This is a genomic window from Dyadobacter sp. CY351 (assembly GCF_021502625.1).
Taxonomy (GTDB): Bacteria; Bacteroidota; Bacteroidia; order Cytophagales; family Spirosomataceae; genus Dyadobacter; species Dyadobacter chenhuakuii.
Genome location: NZ_JAKFFU010000008.1, coordinates 174,959 through 195,870 on the forward strand (window position 1 = coordinate 174,959; position 20,912 = coordinate 195,870).

At 45.1% G+C, this 20,912-nt stretch carries 10 protein-coding genes; 5 read left to right on the forward strand and 5 right to left on the reverse strand.

Translation table 11 applies throughout. The features are described 5' to 3' along the window. Positions 1–54: 54 nt before the first annotated feature. From L0660_RS16930 to L0660_RS16950, 5 genes are all read left to right on the forward strand, one after another. Positions 55–1,044 carry a hypothetical protein gene (locus L0660_RS16930; protein WP_235160455.1) on the forward strand — a complete coding sequence of 330 codons (990 nt, stop codon included), beginning with the start codon at positions 55–57 and terminating at the stop codon, positions 1,042–1,044. Positions 1,045–1,063: 19 nt separating this feature from the next. Beyond that, positions 1,064–2,104, forward strand: coding sequence for a hypothetical protein (locus L0660_RS16935; protein ID WP_235160456.1), 1,041 nt, complete (start codon positions 1,064–1,066; stop codon positions 2,102–2,104). A gap of 93 nt (positions 2,105–2,197) precedes the next feature. Then, a complete protein-coding gene (locus L0660_RS16940; protein ID WP_235160457.1) occupies positions 2,198–4,939 on the forward strand; it encodes a TIM-barrel domain-containing protein in 2,742 nt (913 codons plus the stop codon). A 2-nt stretch (positions 4,940–4,941) separates the two neighbouring features. After that, a complete protein-coding gene (locus L0660_RS16945) occupies positions 4,942–6,153 on the forward strand; it encodes a DUF4249 domain-containing protein (protein ID WP_235160458.1) in 1,212 nt (403 codons plus the stop codon). Between the two features lie 11 nt (positions 6,154–6,164). Then, on the forward strand, positions 6,165–8,555 hold the full coding sequence (locus L0660_RS16950) for a carboxypeptidase-like regulatory domain-containing protein (protein WP_235160459.1): 2,391 nt from the start codon (positions 6,165–6,167) through the stop codon (positions 8,553–8,555). A gap of 30 nt (positions 8,556–8,585) precedes the next feature. Here L0660_RS16950 and L0660_RS16955 read toward each other — a convergent pair whose 3' ends face one another. The 5 genes from L0660_RS16955 to L0660_RS16975 all read right to left on the reverse strand — a co-directional run bounded on the left by L0660_RS16955 (position 8,586) and on the right by L0660_RS16975 (position 20,536). Beyond that, a complete protein-coding gene (locus L0660_RS16955; protein WP_235160460.1) occupies positions 8,586–11,921 on the reverse strand; it encodes a VCBS repeat-containing protein in 3,336 nt (1,111 codons plus the stop codon). Positions 11,922–11,924: 3 nt separating this feature from the next. Further along, on the reverse strand, positions 11,925–15,281 hold the full coding sequence (locus L0660_RS16960; protein ID WP_235160461.1) for a VCBS repeat-containing protein: 3,357 nt from the start codon (positions 15,279–15,281) through the stop codon (positions 11,925–11,927). Further along, positions 15,282–15,860, reverse strand: coding sequence for a hypothetical protein (locus L0660_RS16965; RefSeq protein WP_235160462.1), 579 nt, complete (start codon positions 15,858–15,860; stop codon positions 15,282–15,284). Positions 15,861–15,947: 87 nt separating this feature from the next. Next, entirely contained in the window at positions 15,948–17,438 is a 1,491-nt protein-coding gene (locus L0660_RS16970) for a RagB/SusD family nutrient uptake outer membrane protein (RefSeq protein ID WP_235160463.1), read from the reverse strand. Positions 17,439–17,455: 17 nt separating this feature from the next. Beyond that, entirely contained in the window at positions 17,456–20,536 is a 3,081-nt protein-coding gene (locus tag L0660_RS16975; RefSeq protein WP_235160464.1) for a TonB-dependent receptor, read from the reverse strand. Between the last annotated feature and the right edge of the window lie 376 nt (positions 20,537–20,912).

Genomic DNA, 20,912 nt, shown 5'->3' on the forward strand with positions numbered 1-20,912 from the left:
TGTATGCGCCTTTTTACGTGTTGGACAGCATTCGTCTTTCTGTTTACACTTCTTATGTCTTGCTCAAAAGACCATCCTGCCAATCCGGAACAACGTTGTCAATTTGCTGGCAAAAGCTATCGATTGGAGCAACTTACTTCCGGTTACGAATCAACGGAAACTTACGAATCACATATCGCGTATGATGATGAAGGACGACTTTCCGAATTTTCTGTCTTGCAAACGAGTGATGTAAACCCGGGCAAACAATTTCCCATAACTGTAAATCAGGAAGAAACCTATGTCTTTAAGTATGACCTGGAGGGTTTTTTGGTCGAGATCAAAAAGCATGAAAGCATCAATCACACGGGCAACATTTCATATAATGACTATGGTCAATTCAAAAAAGGAAGAATTGAGACCGATGAAACGACAACCTTTACCTACGTAAATAAGCTTATTGAGTCGTATCTGAGAAAAACTTTAACGGTGGTTAAGGGCGATGAAAACGCTCCAAAAAATTATGAATATCGAGCCGGCAAAACTTATAAATACAATGCGCAGGGCGTCATTCAGCAAACAATCTTAACAAACCGCAATGGTGGTAAGTCCATCACCACTTTTCGCAACGGCATCAGGGAGATGACTATTAACCAGGATGGCACACAAACCGCCAAGTATGACGAAAAAGGACGAACAGCCAGCTCGGGCAACGTAGTTATAGCATATGATAACAATGATAATATCATATTGTATCAAACATACGCCCAGTCCAATCTTAGCGTCACGGACAATCGAACCTATGATGATAAGATAAATCCGGAATCACTTATTCCGTTTCGCTTTAAAGGAATCCCGGAAGATATGCCATATCTACGGTACACGGAAGGTAAAAATAATCAGGTAAAAAGCACTTACTCTTATCCGACTCAGGATGGATATACTAAAAATATAGTGTGGCAATACAATTCGAATGGTTTACCAATAACTTCAACATCAGCCATAGATAAGCCGGGCAGTATACAAAAACAGGTGACTACATATCGTTACGAAAATTGCAATTAAACCAGACAATCAACTCTCAATGCGCCTCTATCGAGCAACATTTACCTTTCTTGCCTTTCTTGCTTTGACTTTCTCTTGCAGTACAAAAGACCATGAGGTTCAACCATCTTCAAATTGCCGGTTTATTGGAAAATCGTATACTGCTAAGCACAACAGTTACGGCGATACAACCACTTATATGTATGAATCGCATTTGAAACATAATATTGATGGCCAACTGATATCCATATCAGTAGAAAATAATGTTCAAAACAGCAACCCTGACTTTCCCAGAAAGTCCAGCGATGATGAAACGTTTGCCTTCAAATATGATGCTGATGGTTTTCTGACAGAAATTAAGCGGCACAAGTTAACGCTTCAACAAGGCGTCTTTTCTTATAATGATTACCCTTTTTACAAAAAGGGCAGTATCGAGGTAAACGACGTTACAACATTTATATATACAGACAAATTGGTACAATCATCTTACAATAAAGTAAGCACGCTTGTACAAGGCGATAACTACGCGCCCAAAACATATGTAACCGAGCTGACCAAAAACTATAAATATGATCCACAAGGTTTAGTACAGTCAATAGAGCAAAAAACCGAAAGTGGACCGGGAGTAACCATGCAATTTAAGAATGGCGTTAAGATTTTTACAGATACCAAGAACACGAAGTATGATGCAAAAGGTAGGATTATCAAGGATTCGTATGGCGATTCTGAGTTCGTTGCGGAATATGATGCTAACGACAATCTTACATTTGCAGAAAGCCATTACCAGTCAAAACTGGTTTATTCAGAAAGACGATTATTTGATAACAAAAAAAATCCGGAACTCCTGATTCCTCGCCGCTACAAAGGAATTCCAGATGATGTTAACGTTTTTCTTGCGTCAAGTGAGAAAAATAACATTGTCAAAAAAACATTGACCTATCCTAATCGTGATCCGTATATCGAAAATACAGAGTGGCAATATTATCTGAATGGCCTTCCGGAAACATCAACGTTTAAAGTATACCAAACAGGAAACGAAATAACCCATATCACCAAATTCAACTACGAAAACTGCAATTAATACCATCATTAAATAATTAAACAATAGCCAGGAATATTTGTTTTATTTGACTTAATTTTAGGAGAGAGCGCTGGGTGCGGCGGATTTAAGTCTATGACATACAAATACTTCCTTGTTTTGCTTTTTGTAGTTGCGGGTAAGCTGTCTTTCGGCCAGGGAGCAGGCAATTTTATAAGCTACGAGAAGGGCAAAGGCAGTATCAGCATTCAGGGCAGCAAAGGCGTGCTTGTTATCCAGAGTTTCTCCCCGGAAATATTTAAGGTGCAAGTGCTTCCGGCTAAAAATGCACCCAGTCTGGACAGTTCCTACTCCGTAATTCTCCCGCCTTCAACAGCTGTGCTTAACATCGTTGAAACCAAAGACAACATTGAGATCCGGACTGAAAAGTGCACGCTGGCAATCGGCAAGTTCCCGCTTAACGTTGCATTGAAGTCTGGCAATGCAATTAAAATCAAGGAAACGCGGGGTTTTGTGCAGGCAAAGGATTCGGTCAGCTATCTTTTCAACATTAATCCAAAAGACGTTTTTCATGGCGCGGGCGGGCGCCCTTTCGGCCCCGATCTCAACCGGAAAGGTTTCGACTTTTATAACTCCTGGGAACACGAATATTTTGACCAGTCAACAGGTTTGTCACAAAGCCTGAATGTGCCTTTCATTGTTTCGTCCCACAAATATGGCCTCTTCTTTGATAGCGACAGACCTGGTTCCATGCGGATGTATGTGGGCGCTGTGGATTCGACATTGCTGCGCGTGGAGTCGGCGAGCACGGGGAAGTGGGCTTATTATCTTATCCATGGCAATGATAATGATGAGATTCTGGCTAATTATACGCTTCTGACGGGCCGCCAGCCGCTGCCTCCGCGCTGGGCTTTCGGTTACATTCAGTCAAAATCGGGTTATGCCAATGAGAGTGATGCGACGGTGGCCATTACGAAATTGCAAGATCAGGGATTTCCCGTGGATGCCTTGGCGTTGGACTCACATTGGTATGGCGGTCAGAACGTGCGTGGTAACATGGATTGGGATACGAAAAACTGGCCTAATGCAGTGGGAATGGTGAAAAGCTTGCTGGATAAAGGTGTCAAAACCATTTTAATTGCAGATCCCTACATTAGCACCAAGTCCATTAGTTACAAACCAGCGGAAGCGCAATCTCTTTTTACAAAAACTCCTAACAGCGGCCAAACCTACGCAATGAACGTAGGCACTGCAACGACCGGACTACTCGACATTTTCAAACCCGCTGCCCAAACCTGGCTTTGGGAAAAACACAAAAAACTGGCCGCTCAGGGCGTTGCGGGCTGGTGGAGCGAGAAAACAGAGCCGGACCCGCACCCGATGAATGCCGTGCACGAGCTGGGCAATGCCTTTCAGATACATAATTTGTATTCTCTTTTTTGGTCCAAAACCTTTTATAATAACTTCACAAAAGACTTTCCTGAAAAGCGGATTTTTCACATGACACGTTCTGGCTGGGCGGGTTCGCAGCGCTATGGGGCTTTGCCCTGGAGTGGCGATGTGAGTCGCTATTGGGCTGGTTTGAAGCTCCAAATCCCGATCCTGGTTCAGGCTGGCATGTCGGGAATGGGTTATATGCATTCGGATGTGGGCGGGGCTTTTACTATGTCGGATAAGGCAGAAAAGGATGAAGAGCTGGATCTGCGCTGGTTTCAGTTTGGGACATTCACGCCGATTTTGAAAGTGGCCGGTCAGCGCCAGAATATAGAACCGTTTAACCTCAGCGAACCGTTTTACAGCACGGTCAAAAAATATGCAACCGTGCGTTACCAGCTTCTGCCCTACATTTATTCACTGGCCTGGAAAAACAGCACATCGGGACGGCCAATCTCCCTGCCTATGGACTATTTTAATAATATCAGGGCGCTTGGTAACTTGGGAGATCAATATTTCTTTGGAGAAAATCTGCTGGTTGCGCCCGTTCTGCTTCATGGAATGCCGTCCCGAAAAATCGTTTTACCGCCTGGGAAATGGTTCAATTTCTGGAATAACGAAGTGCACAATGGCAACACGAATATTTTTCCAAAACTGACAGTGGATCACATTCCGGTCTATGCAAGAGGCGGCAGCTTTATTCCAATGTCCACTTCCACGACCAAAAAATCCACCGACCAATACACTTCCGACAGCCTGACGGTGCGGTTTTACCAGGACATTTCAGTTCCGACATCTACATTCACCATGTTCCACGATGACGGCATTGACCCGAATTCTTTGACCAAATCAAAATATGAACTCGTCGAATTTGGAGGAAAGGTTTCCAATGATCTGGTAAATGTGACGGTTCAGCGGATAAAAAACTTTGATAAATCCCTTGCCAACAGACATTTAATATTTGAAATAAAAAATCTCACCTCCAATCCTACCACCGTAATGCTGAATGGTCAACCGATCCCGGTCGTTTATACAAGCCCCGAATTCAAGAACAACACGGCTTATTACGACTTGCTGGGCAAGCAGCTGCAAGTGCAGTTTGACTGGGATTGCAATACAACAGCCAACATTGCAGTCACGCGTGTGGGCCTTGACGTGATTACCGGCGCCGAGCCGAAAGCGAATGATCTTGTGCTGAATGTTTTTCCAAATCCGGCCCGGTCCCCTGTTTCGGTAAAAGTGAATGTTCCGGAAACCAGCAGCTATGAACTGGAAGTGTACAATGTTGCCGGAGTTTCAATTTATAAAAGTGCATTAGGGCAGCATAGCAAGGGTAAAGTGCTGGATTTGAGCCTGGACCTTCGCGTTTCGGGCGGTGCGTATGTGGTGAGGCTTCGGAATGGGCAGGGACAGTTTTTTACAAAGAAAATAGTTATTCAATAGCCATGAATTACAGGCTTTCGTTTTTGCTAACCTTTCTGATCACGGGCATTACGGCCTGTGTGGAGCCATATGGCGTCACTTTTGAGACGGCGAAGGAATATATTGTGGTGGACGGCGTGCTGACGGATTTGGATATCCCGCAGTTTATTTCCTTATCCAAAACCAATCCCGAAGCGACCAATGAAAGTTCGGAATTCACGCAAACGATCTGGACCAAAGGCCTGTCCACATTGCCTCTGGAAAAAGCAAAGGCGAAGGTGATCGTAAACGGGACACAAGTGCTTAACCTTACTGAAACGGAGCCGGGCATTTATCAGTTGCCTGCCAACTTTAAAGGTAAAGTAGGCGATGCCTATGAGCTGGAATTTATAACAGAAAAAGGAAAATTTTATAAATCTTCCTCTGAAATCATGCCACCGGTTTCAGCCGTAAACCGCGCGTATGACGTTTTTAACCCCAAAGGAATCCCAAAACTTTCGGAATATTACGGTGAATTCACGCCCAGCAACGACATTTATCTTGATTTCGATGATCCTGCGGGCGAGAAGAATTTTTACCGCTGGCAATGGACGCTCTGGGAGTTGCAAAAAACCTGCACAACCTGCAATCAGGGAAAATACTATCTTTTCGATGCAGAAAACGGCGTGGATGGGGACTGTTTCAATGACCTTACATTAAAATACAACGACATTTACGATTACACCTGCGAGGACCTTTGCTGGGATATTTTTTACAGCAAAGACATCACCATTTTCTCAGACATTTATACAAACGGACAGGGACAAAAAGACAAGCTCGTGGCGCAGATCCCGCTTTTACAATCCAATCCGTGCCTGGTAAGCCTGCAACAGAATTCGCTCACGCCTAATGCATATCGCTTCCTGAAACTCATTCAGGATCAGGCAAATAATTCAGGAACACTGGCAGACACGCCGCCCGCGCCCATTCAAGGCAATGTTACCAATCAGAAAGACAAAAATGAGCTGATCATCGGGTTCTTTACTGCTTCCTCCGTTTCGGAATACCGGACAATGCTCTGGCGGAAAAATATCAAGAATGCGGCGGTGCTGAACCAGCTTTTCAAAACCGTTCACAACCGCGACCCGATCCTGGAAGAGCGCTCCGCCGGGCGGCCATACATTCCGCTGGCGATTTGTAAAAAAAGCAGGTCGCGCACGCCGTTTTTACCCAAAGACTGGAAATGGACGCAATAAATGGATTGTGAATGAAGGGATTATACATTTTTCTTTTCTTACTGGTCAATGTTATCACCGCTTCGGCACAGGGGCTCACCGTCACGGGCTCGGTGCGAGATTCGGCTACGCGCGCGCCTTTGCCGGGAGCCAGCATCGTGATCGATTACAGGAAAAGCTGGTCGGCGGCGGAAATGGATGCGAAAGGCAATTTTACCATTAACCTTCCTAATGGCGATCATGTGCTCGTGATCCGGCATGTGGGTTTTGAGGCATTCAAAGTTTTTATCAAAAGCGGCACGCAGAAAGCGCATTTTGATGTGCTAATGAACACAACATCGAGCCAGCTGGAAGAAGTTATCATTACAAGCAAAGGTTTTGACCAAACCATCCGGCAGCCCATTCTCGGCGCCTTGCAGATCAACATCAAGACGCTCGAAAAGCTGCCTTCCGCCTTTGGTGAGCTGGATATTTTGCGCAGCCTGCAAATGTTACCAGGCGTTTCCAGCGTCGGTGAAGCCTCCAACGGCGTGAATATAAGAGGCGGCACCACAGACCAAACGCTCATTTTGCTGGACGATACACCGATCTTTAATCCCACGCACATGTTCGGGCTTTTCTCGGTTATTCCGCCGAATACAGTTAATAGTCTTGATTTGTATAAAGGCAATGTGCCTGCGCGCTTCGGCGGCCGGGTGGCATCTGTCCTAGATATTTCAACCAAAAATCCTAATCTGGAAAAAATCAGACTCGAAGGCGGTATCAGTCTCATTTCAAACCGATTAATGGTTGATGTGCCGATTATCAAGGGGAAATTGGGTGTGTATGTAGCTGGGCGTGGGGCTTTTAATGATTTTATCTTGCCCAAGCTCGATAAGCAGCTGAATAACATCAGCGCCAAGTTTGGCGAGCTTTCTGCTAAGTCGTTTTGGAAGATCAATCAAAAGAATACGGTCACATTCATGGGCTATTACAGCAATGATTATTTCAAAACAGACCTGCTGACTAACCTGCCCAATGTGGTCGGGACGGACACTTATTACAAGCACATCACGACCAACGGCATGCTGCGCTGGCTGCACGTGATCAGTCCCGAGGTTACATTGCAAACGACGGCCATTTATGCCAAATACACGCCTGATATTGGCACGGCGGAAAAAGAAACGGGCAATGTGGTGAAGCTGGAATCGGCCGTGGAGCAACGTCAGGTGAAGTCGAACATTAACTATCAATTGGCCAACCACAAGTTTGAAACGGGATTTATCGGCACGCAATATGTGATTGCACCCGGCACCTTGCAGCCGGGACTGAGCAAGAGCGTCAACTACATTGCAACGCCCACTGAGCATGCCAATGAAGTGGCCTGGTATGCCGATGATGAGATCAATTTCTCCAAAAAACTGGCCGTTTCGCTCGGGTTGCGTTATTCGTTCTTTATGGCGACGGGCAAGGCTATTGTCAGAAATTATTTGCCCGGCCAGCCGAGGGATGATTTTTCGGTTCTGGATTCAACGGTTTATAACAAAGGTAAAGTTTCGAAATCCTACGGGGGGCCGGAGCCGCGTGTGGGTGTGCGCTATGCGCTGAATGACCGGATTTCGCTCAAATTCGGCTACAACCTGATGCGGCAATACATTCAGGTGGTTTCCAACACGGCTACACCTATCCCCACTTCCCGCTGGAAAACGAGCGATACGCACATTAAGCCGCAAATCAGTCATTTGTTTACGGCTGGATTCTACCAATCGTTTGATGAGGACATTTATGAGATCACGCTGGAAGGTTACTACCGCAACGCCAAAAACATCATTGATTACAAGCCAGGCGCGGATTTCCTGTTACAGCAATATCCCGAAACGCAGATGATCCAGGGCAGAAACAGGTCGTATGGCCTGGAAATGATGCTTTCTAAAAAGAAGGGGAAACTCAAAGGCTGGGCTAACTACACCTATGCAAGATCACTGAACATTGTAGACAGGGACGCCGCATTGATCGAACAAGTAAACCGTGGCGACTGGTATCCAGCCAATTACGATAAGCCGCACACATTCAACGCTTCCCTGGACATCACGGTTGACACGCACAATTCCTTCGGATTCACCTTCGCGTACAGCACCGGAAGGCCTTATTCTGAGCCGATTGGCTTTATCAATTACCAAAACAATGTTTACCCATTCTACGACAAGCGTAACAACAAGCGCATTCCCGATTATCACCGCCTCGACTTTGCGTGGAACATTTACAATCCGACGATGAAAAACCGCCGCTGGCAAGGCCATTGGACATTCTCAATTTACAATCTGTATGCCCGCAAAAACGCTTATTCCGTTTTTTTTAAGACCGAAAACGCCGTTACCAAAAGCTATAAGCTGAATATTTTCGCAACGCCGATCGCGACGGTTGCTTACAATTTCACATTTTGAAGAACACCACGAATTTGTAATGCTGCGAGACTATTTCTTACGCCGGATCACCACGAGCTTGTCGTCATTCCGCGCAGCCACGATGGCATTGCCGCTTTTCAACTTGATGTTTTTCAAATGCTTCACCTGCCCTTTGACCTGCAAACCTTTCAATGATTCGGGCGTGAAGTTGCAGTTGCCGCGGTTGATGAGCACCGTGCCAAAATCGCTGTCGTAGCGGCCCATTTGAATGTTGCAGTTATAGAAATTACCCATAATCAGCACATCGGGCAGTTTGTCGCCGTTGGCATCAATGATTTGCGCGTCGTAAAATGGCGTCCATTGCGCTTTGTATCCCAATGGTTTTACTTCAAAATTGCCTTTGCCATCATTGACCAAAACGGCATTTTCAAAATAATCTGCGGATAAAACCTGCGCTTCTTTCAGCTTGTCTTCGCCTACAATATCGCCAATGTTGGCTCTGGCAAAATCGGTTGCGAAAATGTACTTTTTGCGGATCACGGGCATTTGTTTTTCCATTTCCAGCTTGGTCGGAAAAAGTGCTTCTTTGCCATTCAGGTTATAAGTGAGCAGCGGTTCCTTACGGCCATTTCCGTCATAATCATTGATATACATTTTCACCGGCTGCGCAGCAGTGGCTTTCAACCGGCTGTTCAAACCCAGGTTTCCAGCCAGGATATCCAGGTCACCGTCGCCATCAAAATCATAAGGCATGACGAAATTCCACCAGCCTTTTTTGTCCGTCAGCATTTTTTTGGAAAAGCTTTTGCCGTTGTTCTGCATCATCACAATCCCGTTCCATTCCAACGCAAGCACCAGATCCTGATCCCCGTCTTTGTCCAGATCGGCAAGTTTCGCATTTTTTACATAGCCAATGTTCGAAAGTTCCTTCCCATACTGACTGGTAACATCCGTAAATTTACCCGAACCATCATTTTTGAGCAGATAAGACTTCGGAATCTCACCATAATTGAGCGGCACGGCACGACCGCCAATGAACAGATCCACGACTCCATCACCCGTAAAATCAAACGGAACAACGCACGAAGCGGTCACGTAAATATTGGCAAATGCATCCGCCCTAGCACTCAGATTTCCCTTGCCATCATTCAGATAAATCCGCGGCATCTGGAATTCGGAGTTGTTCACATACTCATTCCCGCCCGTCGCCACCACGAGGTCCACATGTCCATCCCGGTTCACATCCACCCACTCCGCACTGACTTCCTCATAAGTGCTGTCTTTCAGCAAAGCCTGCTGTAATGATTCCTTGAAAACACCTGCATTCGTTTGCAAAAACAGATGATTCCGATGCTTTTTGGAAGACCCAACGAAAATGTCATCCAGGCCATCGTGGTTAATGTCTGCAATCGCCAAAGCTGGTCCGTCGGCAGTTACTTCAAAGGGAATGAGTGAGTTACGATCAAACTCAACGAAATTATTTTCCTCATGCTTCACGTCCACACCCAGCTGCGCTGCAATGTCTTCGAATGTATAATCCTTGGTTTCTCTGCTGGTTTTGAATGTTTGATAATCGAAAACAGGCAGGTCATTTTTGTAGGTTAATGTCAGCGAATCCTTCAAATCAGCCGATTTAAGCACTTGAAAACGGTTATCCGGCCAGATTACAAACACGGAATCCACATCGGTCTTTTTGCCCAAACCAAGATGCAAAGGCACTTCCATACTCGACTGAAAACCCCGAACCGGGAATTTCTCAAAACTCAGCACTTTGTCCTTTTTAAAAACCAGACATTTGGTGCCGATGGCATTGCGGTTGCCCTGTTTCCCTTTGAGATAAAGCTTTGTAAAATCACCTTTACCAGCCTTTTTATCATTCAAATTTTCGTAAACAAATGCCTTTTCGTTAATGTTATTGGTCGCAATGTCCAGGTCGCCATCATTGTCCAGATCGGCATATACCGAACCATTGGAATACGAAACCTGATCATTCCGGATCAAGCCGTCCATATCCGTGAACGCCAGATCGCCCTTATTGGCAAAAAACTTGTTATTCAGCTTAATTTCAGGCAGTTTGTCTGCTAAGCCCGGATCATTTTCGTCGAAGTTTTTATTCCGGATCTTCTCCTGAACCACGTCATCCGAAACAAATTTGATGTAATCCGTATCATTCATCCGCTTCGGAATACCATTGGAAATGAAGAGGTCTTTTAAGCCGTCATTATTGAAATCGGAGAAAAGAGCTGCCCAGGACCAGTCCGTAGAATGCACGCCGGAATACATGCCGATCTCGCTAAATGTGCCGTTTCCGTTATTGTATTGCAGATTATTTCGTGCAAACTGGTAATTATAACCCTGCCGGATCTTGTATTTGAAAATGCTGTACATGTCCTCCCCTTCCGATTTTTTGAGGATCTCATAGTTGGACGGAAGCATATCCAGCGAGACGATTTCAGGAAAAATGTCATTGTTCAGATCCCCAATGTCCACGCCCATTGAAAACTGGCTCGTATGCATCAGCGACGAATCCGTCATATCCCGGAACGCGCCATTTTTCTGATTGATATACAAATAATCATTTTCATGAAAATCGTTACCAATGTACATGTCGGGATAACCGTCAAAATTAATGTCGCCAACGCCCAGTCCAAGGCCATAACCCAGCGCAGAACTGTGAATACCGGTTGTTTTGGAGACTTCCACATATTTTCCGTTGTCATTTCTGAACAACTTGTCGCCAGCCAGCGGATGATATACATTCTCAAAAAGCGCCCTGCGGCCAAATGTGCCATTCTGGTGAACCGAGTGATTGAGCTGGAACATGTCCAGATCGCCGTCCAGATCATAATCAAAGAACATCGCCTGCGTTCCAAAAACGACCAGATCGAGCCCATATTCCTTTGATTTTTCAACATAAACCGGCACGCCATCCTTGATTTCCTGGCATACAAAAAGCAGGTTATGCCCCTTCATCGACTCAAAATCCCCAACCTGACTAATGTAAATGTCCAGCATGCCATCCTGGTTAATGTCCACGATCGAGACACCATTAGACCAGCCCTTATCACCCTTGAAATTCGCCTTCTCCGTCACATCCTCGAACTTCATGCCCGACTTGTTCAGGTAAATGCGGTTGGGCTCCTGGTTGGCCGTAAAGCAGAGGTCGATCAGTCCGTCGTTGTTCAGATCCCCGGCTCCAACCCCGCCTCCATTGTAAAAATACATGTAGTAAAATATGTTGAAATCCTTGGTCGGTTTCAGCGTGTTGGAGAAGTCGATCCCGGTTTTTTCCGCGGTTAGCAGGTCAAAATCATACTCGGCAATGTCCTTTTCCCTGGCGCAGGAAAAACCGGCCAGGATGACAGCAATGAGCAGAATTTTGGTAAATATTTTTTGAAAAAGCATGAACTACAAATTGGCCTGTTGCGGCTTGTTAATCTTGAAAAGGACGGGCTTGGCATTGCTCACCAGATTGATCAGGTAAGGCGCGCCCTGAATGTTGATCGGACTGATCTGTTTCACTTCACCGTCGATGGCATAGCCGCTTTGCGTGCTGAGCAGCACATCAAACTGCATATTTCCCTTGTTAATGAGCACATTACCGCGGCATGCGTCCAGCGCGCCGAGCTGTGGAATGAAATGCGTATAATTACCGCCAACGATCAGGTCAGGTTTGCCATCGCCGTTCACATCTTCGCTTTCAATGGCATTCAGACAGGAAATTTGTGCAATCGCAGGCAGTTCCTGCAATGCAAACCGGCCTTTGCCATCATTCACAGCAACCGCAGATTTAAGATAATTCACTGATTTCTCGATCGCAGATTTCAACAAATCCTTCGGAAACAGATCCTGCACGGACTTATTAGCATATTCAGAATGTTTAAGACTCTCCTTTTTCAGGAAGGGAAATTGCGTGGTGATCTCACGTTTGAGCAGCACCGGCATATCCTTGCCTTCGACGGTTTTGGTCATTACTTTTTCAATGGTCCCGTTCTTATTGAAATCATTAATCCAGATTTTCAGCGGCGTGTCAGCCGAAGCTTTCAAAGAAAAATTCTCGCCTATATTGCCAAAAATAATGTCCTGATCGCCATCACCGTCCATATCCGCCACTTTCAGGCAACCCCAGAACCCAGTGTAAGCTTCAAGGCCAGACGCTATTTTTTCAAATTTGCCGCCATTATATTTAAAGATCGCGGGCGCCATCCAGTCGCCTGCAATGATCAACTCTTTGATTTTATCACCATCCACATCCGCCCAGGAAGCGTCCCGCACCATGCCCAGCTTGGTGAGCTCTGGCAAAATCGTTTTGCCAATTTCCTTAAAAACGCCCTTTCCATCATTCTGGTAAAGATAACTCCTCGGACTCGATCCGTATTCGCGCGGCACGCTGCGGCTTCCCACGAACAAATCAATGTCGCCATCATTGTCATAATCATGTGCCGCAATGACCGCCGTGTTCATAGAATTGGGCGGCAAAGCCCGCGTATTGATCGCAAAATTGCCTTTTCCGTCATTCAGATAAAGTCTTGTGGGTAAATCGGGGCTGGTTACTAATGTTTCATTCCCGCCGCTTCCTACCACCAGATCCAGGTCGCCGTCGCCATCCGCGTCAAAGAATGTGGCCGCCGTATCTTCAAATCCGGCCAGATCCATGAACACTTTTTGGCTTGATTTTATAAATGACGATCCTTTTTGCAGATACAATTGTCCACCCTGCCCTTTCGCGCCACACACATACACATCCGCCTGCCCATCGCCGTTCACATCCCCGATGGCCGCCTTTGGACCTTCCTGTGAGAGGAGCATTGGAATGTTACGCTCGTGGTAAAAATCTTCGTATTTATCCTCCTGGTGCGCATCAAAGCCGTTGCCTGCGACCTCGGTCAGCATCATTGTTTTCTGCTTAACCGCATTATTGAAGTCTGCTCCTGTGCTGGTAATCTTAAAATTCAATGTTGTATCCGCATTGATTTTCGAATGCATTGTAACCTTCCGATTTGGCCAGATGATGCGAATGGAATCAATCACACTGGTTTTTCCCAAGCCAATCGTTATCGGATATTCCGTACTGGATTGAAAGCCGCGTGCGGGGTTAACCTGCTTGCTAAAAATCTGGCTGCCTGCAAAAACTTCAATTTTAGAGCCAATCGCATATGTGTTCTTGCCTTCTCCGGCGAGTTTGAGCTTGATATAATGGTTCTTTTCTGCCTTCGCTTCGGACTTGTTTTTGTAAACAAAACACTTCTGATTCACATTGTTAACCACCAGATCCAGATCGCCATCGTTGTCCAGATCCGCGTAAGCTGCGCCGTTGGAAAACGACTTTTCGCCTAACCCAAATTCATCTGCACGCTCCTTGAACTGCAAGTTGCCCTCATTATGAAAAAAGTTATTTGGGACCGGATTGGAAGGCATTTTATCAATAATGTTCTGCATATTCTCCTTCTCGCCCGACATCACCATTTTCTGCGTCACTTCGTTAGCAAAAAAATCGATAAAGTCCTGATCCAGAATGTCATGGTAAATGCCGTTGCAAACGTAAATGTCCGTTTTGGCATCATTATCTGCGTCAAAAAGCAAAGCCCCCCAGCTCCAATCGCTCGCAGCCACACCCGAATAATTTGAAATCTCGCTGAATGTGCCATCCTGATTGTTCAATTGGAGGCTGTTCTGCATATATTGATTGTAAAAACCCTTTTCTTTTTTAAGATTGAAGAGATAATGGTTCTCAAATGAAGTGGTCGTTTTGTAGCGATATTCGTCACGCGGAAGCATGTCCGTAACGAAAAGCTCGGCATAACCATCGTTGTTAATGTCGCCCATATCCGCACCCATAGAAGCCAGACTCGTGTGTTTCACGCGTTTTTCGAGCTCCTCGGCGAATGTTCCGTCCTTTTGATTAATGTATAGATAATCCTTTTCGTAAAAGTCGTTGCAAACATAAATGTCCGGATACTGGTCGCCATTCATATCACCTACGGTAACGCCCAAACCGAAGCCGATCAGACTTCCGTAAATGCCGGCTTCTTTGCTCACATCTACAAACTTACCATTATCATTACGCAGCAATTTGTCGCCGCCGCCTTTGAGAAAATCCTTTACAGGCCAGTCTTTCGCACGCATGTTGCGGTCGTTGGCGTAGTTGAGTGTGTTTACTGGGATGAAACTGTTATTTAGAATATAGGCATCTAAGTCGCCATCGAGGTCATAATCAAAAAATGCGGCGTGTGTGGTGTAGCCGGTTTCGTTCAGGCCATATTTTGCGGCCGATTCGGTGAATGTCTGGTCGCCGTTATTAATGTAAAGCGAGTTGCCTTGCTTGTTGACGAATTTCTGGTAACCCGCATTGCAGACGTAAATATCCAGCAAATTATCACCATTAATGTCCACCATCACCACGCCCGTGCTCCATTTGTCAGGCTCCGCAACGCCGGCTTTGGCTGTAATGTCTTCGAATTTGAAATTGCCTTTGTTGAGATAAAGTTTGTTATCGCCCATGTTGGCGGTGAAGTAAATATCAGGCAGGCCATCATTGTTAATGTCCCCGATCGCCACGCCGCCGCCGTTGTAGAAGTTGCGGTAATTGAAAATGTTAACGTCTTCTTTGTCCTCAACTTTATTGACGAAATCAATCCCCGTTGCCGAAGCATCCATTTCCTCGAACAAGCCGTCCGGCTTGCTGGAATCTTTACAGGAAGAAATAATGAACAGGAAGGTCAAAATAGCTGCCGTGTGCACGGAGCCCATGTATTTTGTTATCATTTAATTCGAAATCGAGGAGCTGAAAACTTCTTTTTCAGTAATGTTGCCCAAACTTACTGCGGGCTTTTTATAAACGATGAAGCCCTCTGCGGGAATATATTTGTCGGGTTGCTGGAAGTCGCTATATTTTCCGACCTTACCTTTAATCCGAAAAACCATTTTGTCTTTTGTAAATGTGGTAGCTGTGATCTCGCCCTCAGCCATCATGTAACCCTCGCCGATCATCTGCGCTTTGTTAATGATCTTACCCATTTTAATGCTTGTTTCAACCGGGCCGTTGGCTGTGATTGCCTTGCTAATAGGCTGCGCCGCATACCATTTCTCCCCTCCCAGATTAATGATCGTTTTCCCCTCAAACTGATCCGTTAATGTCAGGTTCATCATATTATCCGAGATCAGCGCCTGTCCGGAGAAAATGCTTTCTTTTGGGTAAAACTCCTTCCCTCCGATCTTGACCACAATTTTGGCCTCATTATCTTTCAATGTCTGAAAAAGCGCGTCTGCGGCCTGTTCGGATGAATCTTTTGAATTACAATTAAAAACAAAGAGCGCTAAAAACAGAAGTAAGCAACGGGTCATTACACTGGGATTCAATTGGTACGCCAATAATAAAACAAAAATGCCCGAAATGATCGAGCATTTTTGTCAAAAGATATGATTTGAGTCTTAATATCCTGGATTCTGTTCAAGGTTTGCATTGGAAACCAAGGCAGCAGAAGGAATTGGATAAAGCACTGTATAAGCGTCTTTAACAGACGTTCCTGTTCCGGTTGTAAACTTACCGAAACGGATTTCAGTAGTTCTTTTACCACCTTCCCAGTACAACTCGCGACCGATTTCGTCGAAAAGATTAGCCTCCGTCAACGATGCCAATGCTGTTGCTCCGCGAACTTTTCTAAGTGCGTTCACCTGTGTAAGGGCACCTGCTGCATTTCCACCTCTCAACATTGCTTCTGCTTTCATCAGGTAAGCATCTGCGTAACGCATCAAAAGATATTTTCCAGAGTTTGCAGGGTGATATTTGATCACGCGGATACCTTTATCGGTAGCTGCACCAGCCAAAGGAACGTCTTTCGTGAATTGCAAAGGCTTCTGCGTACGTGTATCAATGATCGGCTTACCTTTTTCATCATACTGCTGACCGATCAGGAAACCGTAGCTGATACCTGAAAACTCAGTTCCATCTTTTTTCGCAGGCTTTCCGATACGCGTATCTTTTGCTTCGAAAGTGTCATAGAAATCAGCAAGTGTAGCGAAACCATTCCATCCCGATGGGTTCTGGCCATAGTGCAATGTCATCATCCAGCGGTTCTGAGCAGTTCCTTCCTGAACGTTGAAAATTGGCTCGGTTTTAGCAGTTGCGGAGAATGCAGCGAAGTAATCCGCTTCTAATGCGTATCCGTCCGCTGTAATTGCATCTACGTAAGCAATCACTTTGTCCATATCAGCCTTATCAAATGTGTAGGGCCCTTCTGGTGTAGTGCTTTTGTAAACTGCCTTGTTAAGATACATTTTAGCCAAAAGAAAGTTGGCAGCCGCTTTCGAAGCGGTTCCGTTATTTACAGATGGCCCTTTCTTAGGCAGGTTAGGAAGTGCTTCTTCCAGATCCTTAATGATGTAATCAAATGCTTCCGAGCGTGTTAACACTTTTGGAAGATCATTAACACCTTGTGTAACTTCCCTGACCGGAACTGAACCCCAGTAATCCATAACCCAGTGCATATTATATGCCCTCAGGAACTGCGCCTCTGCCTTCTGAACAGCGGTTGGATTGGATGCGATGATCTCAGTTGCTTTATAAGCTCTCTGGTTCAATGCGTTCCATGCGCTCAGAATATAGGAGTGAGAAGCATCCCAGGTATGTTGGTCAAGCGTACGCCACACCCCATTATCACCCCAGTCAACACCACGTGTTGGCGGGATCATTTCTGCTGTTGTATGCTGGCCAAGGGCGTAAACACCCGCCTGATCTGAGTAAGTAGAAAGATCTTTGTAAGCAGACGAAAGCGCTTCAACCACATTCACCGGTGCGAAATTACCTTCCACCACTTCGTTCACCACGGAGTCCTTTTCCTCGTTAACAAGGTCAGTACAAGCCGACAGCGTCGCCATGCAAACCCCGGTAACCATTATTTTATATATCTGACTGGTTTTCATTTTATAATTAGTTAGAATTAGAATGATACATTAACACCAACTGTCCACGTTCTTGCTCTCGGGTAAGCGGTATAGTCAATTCCGAATGAAGGGATGTCATTTAAAGATTTGTTTGTGCTCACCTCTGGATCTTGTCCGCTGTATTTCGTGAATGTCAACAAGTTCTGACCAGTCACGAAAAGTCTTGCATTGCTAAGCACTTTGTTCGCTTTCATCGGAACACGATAGCCTAGTGAAAGGTTTTGCAGACGAACAAAATTGCCTTTTTCAAGGAAACGGGTCGAAACATCAGGAGCATTCAGAGCACCTTCTTTATTTCCGATAACATCTTTCGTTACGTTACGTCCGTTGGCAAACGAACCTTGTGTAAAGAATGCGTTAGCAGTATTTGAGTAAATGTAATGTCCGAAAACACCGTTGAAGAACAGACTCATATCAAACGCTCCGAAAGTTAAGTTATTGGTTAAACCGGCGTTAACTTTTGGAAGCGGGCTTTTTCCACCCAGGAATTGCTGGAAGTCACCATTTGGATAAAGTGAGTTTCCGTTGTCGTCAAATCCGCCGAACTCGCGAAGGAAGTAAGCGAACAAAGGCTGGCCTTCTGCCAAACGCTGTGCAAATGCACCCGAAAGACCCTGACCGTTGATCTCACCTGTATCATATGTTCCGATCAGGTTTTTAACAAGGTTTTTGTTATAAGATCCGTTCACGACCATTTCCCAGGAGAATTTCTTGCCGTCCACGATCACACCAGTCAAAGCCAATTCAATACCACGGTTTTGAATGTCTGTGTCAAGATTGCGGAATACAAATGGGTTCGGTGCAGGCTGAGCTGCAACAACTTTGAAAAGAAGGTCTTTTGTACTCTTGTTATAAAGATCAAGTGTTCCGCTCAATCTTCCTTTCAAGATCGAGAAGTCAAGTCCAAGGTTGAATGCAGCAGTTGATTCCCATTTAAGATCCGGGTTGTTGAAAGCTACTGCGTTCAAACCACCACCTGTAATGCCATCGGCACCCTGGTTGATCGCGTAATCGCTGTATCTGTCACGTCTGTCGTATACATTGTGAGGGATCGCCTGGTTACCTGTAACACCATATCCAATTCTAAGAGAAAGATCTGTGAAGACAGTTTTAGGAACGAAATCCTCTTCAACCAATTTCCATTTGAACGCTCCTGACGGGAAGTAACCATATTTATTGTTACCACCGAATTTAGAAGAACCATCCACACGCAATGTACCGGTAAACAAGTATTTGCTTCCGAAACCAAGGTTTACACGACCGAAGTAAGATTGAAGCTCATCCTTTACATAGCTTGAATTCTGGATTACAGAACCAACACTCGAAAGCGATGTTGCATCTTTAACACCAACAGTTCCTGCAATACCCAGGTTGTTGATCATCAGATCCAGGTCGTTGGTACGGAAGTTGGCAGCAGCCACGTTCTTGCTTCCATTTTCGAAGCTCTGATAAGAATAACCCAGAAGCGCATTCAATGTAACGTTTCCGATTTCCTTGTCATAAGTAAAGTAGTTTTCCATCAACTGGTTGTTACTTTCCACATCGCGAATATACACGCGGCCAATTTTGTCTGATTCTTGGGTACCACCAATACCTGCAACAACCAGATCTCTTGAATAAGCCTGTTTTCTTGTAGACATTGATTTGTCAAAACCAAGAACCGTTTTGAATTTCAAACCGCTGAAAATTTCCAGTTCAGCATTGATGTTACCCAGCGCGCGAAGCGTGTTGTTATTATCTTTTGAAAGATTAACAAACGCAAGCGGGTTAGGCTCCGTAGTTGTAGACTGGTTCAATGTATCGCCTCTGTACGCTGGGCGTGTAGGGTTAGCTTTCAGAATGCTACCCATCAAATCACCTTCAAAACCAATGTTTTCAGAAATTGGAACACCTGTATCTTGCGTGTTTGCAAAGTTCAGATTGCTTCCTACTGTCAATTTATCACCGATGAATTTTTTCTGTCCGCTGAAACCAACGCTGTAACGTTTAACATTGGAAGTCTGCACGATACCGTCCTGGTTCATGTAACCCAATGAGAAACGATAGTTACCCGAAGCGTCACCGCCACCATAAGACAAGTTGTGCTGATGTGTTAGTGCAGTTCTGAAAAGCAGGTCCTGCCAGTCAGTATCCGATCCCTGATCCTGTCCGCCTGCTGCTTTGTATTCCGCTGCATTAAGAAGATCATATTTCTTTGTGATGTTGCTTACACCCAGAGAATACCCATAATCCAGGGATCCTTTTCCTCTTCCTCTTTTTGTAGTGATTAAAACAACACCATTTGCACCGCGTGAACCGTAAATCGCTGTCGCAGACGCATCTTTAAGAATGTCCATGCTCGCGATATCGTCCGGGTTCAGGAAGTTCAGCGGGTTTTTCGCTGGCTGACGGCCAACACCCTGATTATCACCACCTGATGAAGTGTTATCGCCGCTCAAAGGCACACCGTCGATTACGAATAACGGGTTGTTACCACCCAAAACAGACGACGTTCCCCGGATACGCACGTTAATACCACCGCCCGGCTCACCGCTTGACTGGGTAATTTGCACACCCGCAACGCGTCCCTGCATCAATTGCTCAGGAGAAGTAACGATCCCTTTCTGGAAATCCTTCGATCCCAAAGCGGACACCGCACCGGTTGCATCCTTTTTCTTTACCGTTCCGTAACCAACTACAACAACTTCTTCCAAAGCCTTAACGTCTTCGGTGAGTGTAACGTTGACGGTGGATTTATTACCAACTGCAATGTCCTGAGTCTCATACCCAATCGCACTGAAAGTCAATGTTGCATTTCCTGGAACACTAATCTGGTAGTTACCTTCAACATCCGTATTTGTTCCTTTTGTACTCCCTTTTAATGTAACTGTAACTCCTGGTACTCCACCCGCTCTGGCGTCAGTAACCTTACCGGATACATTCACATCCTGTGCAAAAACATTTGTGCTTAAACCGATCAAGATCATCAGGAAGCCGAAAAGCCCTGTGTTGCGCCCTGCTAATCTCGCTTTCGTCACAACATTCTTTTCATTGCTTGAATCATGTCGACGAAACACATGAAAGGATAAATTCATCATAGGTTAGATAATTAATTTGGTAAATGTCATCACCGTTTTGTGTACCATCTTAACATTCCACACTTTTTCACCTGGAAATGGTCTCTGGCTACTCCAAACACCCTTTTTTGTGAACTAAACTGCGAAAAAGTTACAATTATTCAATTACGGTCGTACAAAATAATATAAATAGACCGGATAATACAATATGCCAAATGGGAATTTTGCTTAAAAAAATCAACTTTTAAGCATAAAAGTTATATTATCCAATTATAGTGCAAACGGCGTATTTGAGAAGTACAAAAGCAGCCCGTTTCGGTGACTTTTTTAATTAAAGTTTAATTTTTTGGGCAGTGGACCGAATAGCGTTCTGAAAATATTTTGCTGGAAATCCTTG

What these genes read in the sequence shown, in the direction of transcription:
- L0660_RS16945 (WP_235160458.1), top strand. Translation starts at nt 4,942, where the DNA reads ATGAATTACAGGCTTTCGTTTTTGCTAACCTTTCTGATCACGGGCATT.
- L0660_RS16965 (WP_235160462.1), bottom strand. Translation starts at nt 15,860, where the DNA reads ATGACCCGTTGCTTACTTCTGTTTTTAGCGCTCTTTGTTTTTAATTGT.
- L0660_RS16960 (WP_235160461.1), bottom strand. Translation starts at nt 15,281, where the DNA reads ATGATAACAAAATACATGGGCTCCGTGCACACGGCAGCTATTTTGACC.
- L0660_RS16955 (WP_235160460.1), bottom strand. Translation starts at nt 11,921, where the DNA reads ATGCTTTTTCAAAAAATATTTACCAAAATTCTGCTCATTGCTGTCATC.
- L0660_RS16950 (WP_235160459.1), top strand. Translation starts at nt 6,165, where the DNA reads ATGAAGGGATTATACATTTTTCTTTTCTTACTGGTCAATGTTATCACC.
- L0660_RS16935 (WP_235160456.1), top strand. Translation starts at nt 1,064, where the DNA reads ATGCGCCTCTATCGAGCAACATTTACCTTTCTTGCCTTTCTTGCTTTG.
- L0660_RS16940 (WP_235160457.1), top strand. Translation starts at nt 2,198, where the DNA reads ATGACATACAAATACTTCCTTGTTTTGCTTTTTGTAGTTGCGGGTAAG.
- L0660_RS16930 (WP_235160455.1), top strand. Translation starts at nt 55, where the DNA reads ATGTCTTGCTCAAAAGACCATCCTGCCAATCCGGAACAACGTTGTCAA.
- L0660_RS16975 (WP_235160464.1), bottom strand. Translation starts at nt 20,536, where the DNA reads ATGATGAATTTATCCTTTCATGTGTTTCGTCGACATGATTCAAGCAAT.
- L0660_RS16970 (WP_235160463.1), bottom strand. Translation starts at nt 17,438, where the DNA reads ATGAAAACCAGTCAGATATATAAAATAATGGTTACCGGGGTTTGCATG.